This is a genomic window from Porticoccus sp. (assembly GCF_041592135.1).
Taxonomy (GTDB): domain Bacteria; phylum Pseudomonadota; class Gammaproteobacteria; order Pseudomonadales; family Porticoccaceae; genus Porticoccus.
Genome location: NZ_JBFHQR010000154.1, coordinates 1 through 4,920 on the forward strand (window position 1 = coordinate 1; position 4,920 = coordinate 4,920).

At 58.2% G+C, this 4,920-nt stretch carries 5 protein-coding genes; 4 read left to right on the forward strand and 1 reads right to left on the reverse strand.

The features are described from left to right. Positions 1 to 45 precede the first annotated feature (45 nt). The 3 genes from cgtA to proB are packed head-to-tail and all read left to right on the forward strand — an operon-like array spanning position 46 to position 2,818. Entirely contained in the window at positions 46 to 1,227 is a 1,182-nt protein-coding gene (gene cgtA, locus ABY948_RS11130; RefSeq protein WP_461482606.1) for an Obg family GTPase CgtA, read from the forward strand. Next, positions 1,227 to 1,700 carry a ribonuclease FAU-1 family protein gene (locus ABY948_RS11135; RefSeq protein WP_461482607.1) on the forward strand — a complete coding sequence of 158 codons (474 nt, stop codon included), beginning with the start codon at positions 1,227 to 1,229 and terminating at the stop codon, positions 1,698 to 1,700. The genes cgtA and ABY948_RS11135 overlap by 1 nt, the downstream gene beginning before the upstream one ends. After that, on the forward strand, positions 1,697 to 2,818 hold the full coding sequence (gene proB, locus ABY948_RS11140) for a glutamate 5-kinase (RefSeq protein WP_461482608.1): 1,122 nt from the start codon (positions 1,697 to 1,699) through the stop codon (positions 2,816 to 2,818). The genes ABY948_RS11135 and proB overlap by 4 nt, the downstream gene beginning before the upstream one ends. Before the next feature lie 16 nt (positions 2,819 to 2,834). On the opposite strand, the gene ABY948_RS11145 is transcribed toward proB, so the two are convergent. Beyond that, positions 2,835 to 3,506, reverse strand: coding sequence for a 2OG-Fe(II) oxygenase (locus ABY948_RS11145; RefSeq protein WP_461482609.1), 672 nt, complete (start codon positions 3,504 to 3,506; stop codon positions 2,835 to 2,837). A 258-nt stretch (positions 3,507 to 3,764) separates the two neighbouring features. Here ABY948_RS11145 and ABY948_RS11150 point away from each other — a divergent pair. Then, the coding region (locus tag ABY948_RS11150; protein ID WP_461482610.1) for a GAF domain-containing protein at positions 3,765 to 4,920 on the forward strand (1,156 nt) is incomplete at its 3' end.

The following is a 4,920-nucleotide window of genomic DNA, read 5'->3' on the forward strand; positions in this document are numbered from 1 at the left end:
GTGAGAGCCTGAACCCTTTTAAAACGAGCAGGGTATACTGTTGTCATGAAATTTGTCGATGAAACGTCCATTCACGTTCAGGCCGGCCGGGGTGGCAATGGCTGCCTGAGCTTTCGCCGTGAAAAATTCATCGCCAAGGGTGGCCCGGATGGCGGCGACGGCGGCTCCATCTACCTGGAAGGGGATGAAAATCTCAATACCTTGGTGGACTACCGCTTCCAGCGCGGCTTCCAGGCCCAGAGTGGCCAGGGTGGCAGCAGCCGCAATTGCACTGGGCGGGGCGGGGAAGACCTAATCCTCCGGGTGCCGGTGGGCACCACCATCATTGATGAAGACACACAGGAGGTGCTGGGGGATATTACCGAGCCCGGTCAACGGTTGATGGTGGCTCACGGCGGCTATCACGGTTTGGGCAATACCCGTTTCAAATCCAGTATCAATCGCGCGCCACGCCAGACCAGTCCGGGCAAAGAGGGCGAGGCCCGCAGTTTGCGCCTTGAGTTGAAGGTACTGGCCGATGTGGGCTTGGTGGGGCTGCCCAATGCGGGCAAGTCCACGTTTATTCGCGCGGTCTCCGCGGCGCGCCCCAAGGTGGCGGACTACCCGTTTACCACGCTGGTGCCCAACCTGGGCGTGGTGGCACCACACAAATATCGCAGTTTTGTCATTGCCGATGTGCCGGGGCTGGTGGAAGGCGCTGCCGAGGGTGCCGGACTGGGTATCCGCTTCCTGAAGCACCTGACCCGTACCCGCCTGTTGTTGCATCTGGTGGATATGGCGCCGCCGGATGGCGGCAGCCCGGCTGATAACGTGTCGATCATCGAGGATGAGCTCGATCGGTTCAGTTCTACCCTGTGGAGCCGGGATCGCTGGCTGGTGTTGAACAAACTGGATCTGCTGCCGGAAGACGAGCGTGAACAGCGCTGTGCCGAGGTGGTTGAGCAGCTTGACTGGCAGGGTCCGGTGTACCTGGTCTGTGCCTTGTCCGGTGAGGGAACCAAACAACTCAGTCACGATATTCTTGAGTACCTTGAGGCCTGCTGGGATGAAGAGCGCAATAATCCCGAAGCCGCCGAGCGGGAGTTGGAGATGCAGCGGCAGATGCAACAGGAGGCGCGGGATCAGATCGAGTCCCTGCACCGCCGTCGCAAAACCGATGACGACGACGATGACGATGATGATTTCGACGACGATGACTACGATGTTGAGGTCGTCTATAGCCCTTGATGGATAAACGTATCCTTGAAATCAAGGAAACCCTGTCAGGTGAATACCTGAAGTTTGATTGTGCTGTGGTTGATCGCGGCCAGGGTTGGCTGGTAGTGCTCTACGTGGTACCTGATGAAGTCGAACTGGATGGTGTAAAAATTCCCCGGGGATCGCGCAGCTTCGGTTACTTCTGGGAAGACCGCCCCTATAATGCCTACCACTTTGTCGGGCCCGAAGGTAACACGCTGGCGTTGTACTGTAACCTCAGCGATGGCACCCGCATCGGCGATGCGGTGGTCCATTGGCGCGACCTGGTGGTCGATGTGCTGATTTTGCCAGATGGCACGGGCCGTATCCTGGATACCCATGAACTGCCCGGGTCGTTGTCCGAAAACCTGGTGAATGCCATTCTCGACACGGCCAACCTACTGAAAGCATCAGGGCACAACCTGTTAACAGAGCTGGAAACGAAGACCGCAGAATATTTATGAGCGACAGAAACGTTGTTCGGAGCGCCCGCCGCTGGGTCGTCAAAATCGGCAGTGCCTTGCTCACCGCCGATGGCCGCGGTCTCGACCGCGAATCCATTGGCGGTTGGGTTGCCCAGGTAGCGCAATTGCTGGATCAGGGCATCGAGGTGGTGCTGGTGTCGTCCGGCGCCGTGGCCGAGGGGATGTCCCGGTTGGGATGGCGCAAGCGCCCGTCATCGGTTCACGAATTGCAGGCGGCCGCGGCTGTTGGGCAGATGGGGCTGGTGCAGGCCTACGAATTCCAGTTCCAGCAATACAATCGCCACACGGCCCAGGTGTTGCTGGATCACGACGACCTGTCCAATCGGGAACGCTACCTGAACGCCCGCAATACCCTGCAAACCCTGATCAAATTGGGCGCAGTGCCGGTGATCAACGAGAATGATACGGTTGTCACCGATGAAATTCGTTTCGGGGACAACGACAGTCTGGCGGCCATGGTGGCCAACCTGATCGATGCGGATCTGTTGGTCATTCTCACCGATCAGCACGGTCTGTTTGACTCCGATCCCCGCAAAAATCCCAAGGCGCAGTTGATTTCCCAGGGGCGAGCTGGCGACCCGGTGCTCGACACCCTGGCCGGAGACGGCGGCGCTCTGGGCCGCGGCGGAATGATTACCAAATTGCGGGCGGCTCGCCTGGCGGCCCGCTCCGGTGCCAATACCCTGATCGTCGGCGGCCGCGCCGATAAAGTCCTCACGCGGTTGGCGGCTGGTGAAAATCTGGGCACGCTGCTGGTCTCTGAACAGGAACCCATCGCCGCCCGCAAGCAATGGCTCGCCGGCAGATTGCAGGTGCGTGGCTCTGTCACGCTGGATGCAGGGGCCAGCCGGGTCTTGCAGGAACAGGGCAAGAGCCTGTTGCCGGTGGGCGTCAAGTTCGTGGTCGGTGATTTTCACCGCGGTGATCTGGTGCGCTGTGTGGATGAAGCCGGCAATGAAATTGCCCGGGGGCTGGCCAACTACAGTGCCGCCGAAAGCCGCCTGATCATTGGCAAAAACAGTGAGCTGATCGCCGCTATCCTGGGTTACTGCGACCACGAGGAACTGATTCACCGGGACAATCTGGTGCTGGTGTAAGGCCTGCTGAAGTCGGTTAACTGGGTGGGTCGACCCGGTCATTGCTGGAGCCGTTGACGCGAAACCAGCCGGCGATGCTGTAGCGCTGGCGTTTGGCCGTCAGCACCTCGTGGGGAAACTCCTCACTTAAAAAAACCACCAGGGTGCCATAGGCCGGGGTTACCTGGGTGATCTCCTGTTCAGGGTCCTGTTCATAGATCACCAGTTCTCCGCCATCATCCGGCAGCCAGCCGGGATTGAGATAGGCGACGGTGGACAGCCGGCGATTGGCTTCGCCGCGAAAGGCATCCAGGTGTTTGCGGTAAAAGTCTCCCGGCAGATAGCGGGCGAAGTGGCTCTCATAGGAAAACAGTCCCAGAAAAAGTCGCCGGTTTAAGTACTGTTGCAGGCGGTGGGTCCATGCCAGCCAGAGTTGTTCTGCCGACGTCTGGCCTTCAATCCAGTGAATTCCATCACGGCGTACAAACTGGTTCAGGGTGAGATCGGTATGGCGTCCGACTCCGGCATGGGCGAAATCCTCGCTGTTCATGTTGAGAACCTGATTGAGCAGTTGCGCCGCCAGTGCCTCTGGCAGGGCGTTGGGAATAACAGAAAACCCCTGCCGGTTGAGGTCGGTGGCGATGCGAGCAAACAGCGAATCGTCGCCAATGTCATCCGTCGACGAATGGGGGAATGAGCTGTTCAGCATAGGGATGTGGACTCTGTTGCGGTGGCGGATTATTGGGCTCGCAGCCAGGGGCTGTAAATGTTTTTTTATGGCCGGTGACGCACTTCACGCCACGGCACTGGTTTTTTTAAAGGGGGAGTTCCCAATAAATTTCGCTTGTGATTTTGCGGTAATAATCATATATAGCCTAAGAAGCAGGGGTTTTATCGATGGTCGTTTGACCCCTGAAAATTCACTCAGCGTTTCGGCCCGGCGCGTCATCAAGCATTGGTTCTGGTCATGAAAAGTGTGGTTCACGAGTTAGCGCGTATCGTCCAGACAGTGGCGATGGCTGACTTGCCTATCGATCAGGTGAACCTCATTGTAGAGTCCATCAGTGAAACCATGGCGGTGGACGTGTGCAGCCTTTATCTGGCTAACGAAGACCGCGAAATGGTGCTGTTGGCCTCCCATGGTTTGTCGGCCAAAGCCGTGCGCCGGGTCAAATTGCCACCGGGCAAAGGCCTGGTGGGATTGGTCGCCTCCAGTCGCCATCCGGTCAATCTCGCAGATGGTGAATCTCACCCCAACTATTACTACATTGCCGAAACCAGGGAAGAGCGTTTCCACAGCTTTTGTGGCGTGCCGATTGTTCACGCCGGTAAGGTGATCGGCGTGCTGGTAGTGCAGGGGCGGGAGATTCGTCAGCTCTCCGATGAAGAGCAGGGTTTTCTGGTCACCCTTGCGGCACACCTGGCGCTGTTGCTCGGCAATAACCCGCTGGCCTACGGTGATACCGTCGGGCTCAACGAGCGGATCAATGGTGTCAAAGGGGCGCCGGGTATTGGCATTGGTCACATCAAGCTCAGTGATCACGGCGAATTGTACTCCGTGGTGGACACCACTTGTGAAGACATACCGGGGGCCCTGGAGGACTGGCAGCAACTGCTCGAGGTGGTCGGCAATCAGATTGATCACGAGCGCCAGTCCCTGGGCGCTGAAATTTCGGGCAGTGTTGCGGGTATTTTCGGTGCCTACAAGATGCTGCTGGAAGACCCGACATTTATTTCCTACGTGGAAGCGGGTATTCGCAATGGCAACTGGTTGCCGGGGGCGCTGCGTCAGGCGATTCAGCATTTTGCCGAACTGTTCCTGGCCATGGACGACCCCTATCTGAAAGCCCGCCATGAAGATGTCCACCATCTCGGCAACAAACTGTTTAATGGTTGGCGCGGCATCAAGCCGGTAGATATTCCGGAGGGCACCGATATTGTGTTGGTTGGGCCGGTAGTGAGTGTCTCGGATATTGCTTCGGTGCCATCCGAACGTCTGGTTGGCCTGGTGTGTTTCGAAGGCTCCGGCTTGTCACACACGGCCGTGTTGGCCAATGCCCTGGGTATTCCCGCCGTCATGGGCACCGGCCGGATTCGCCGTTTGGTGGATAACGCCAACATCA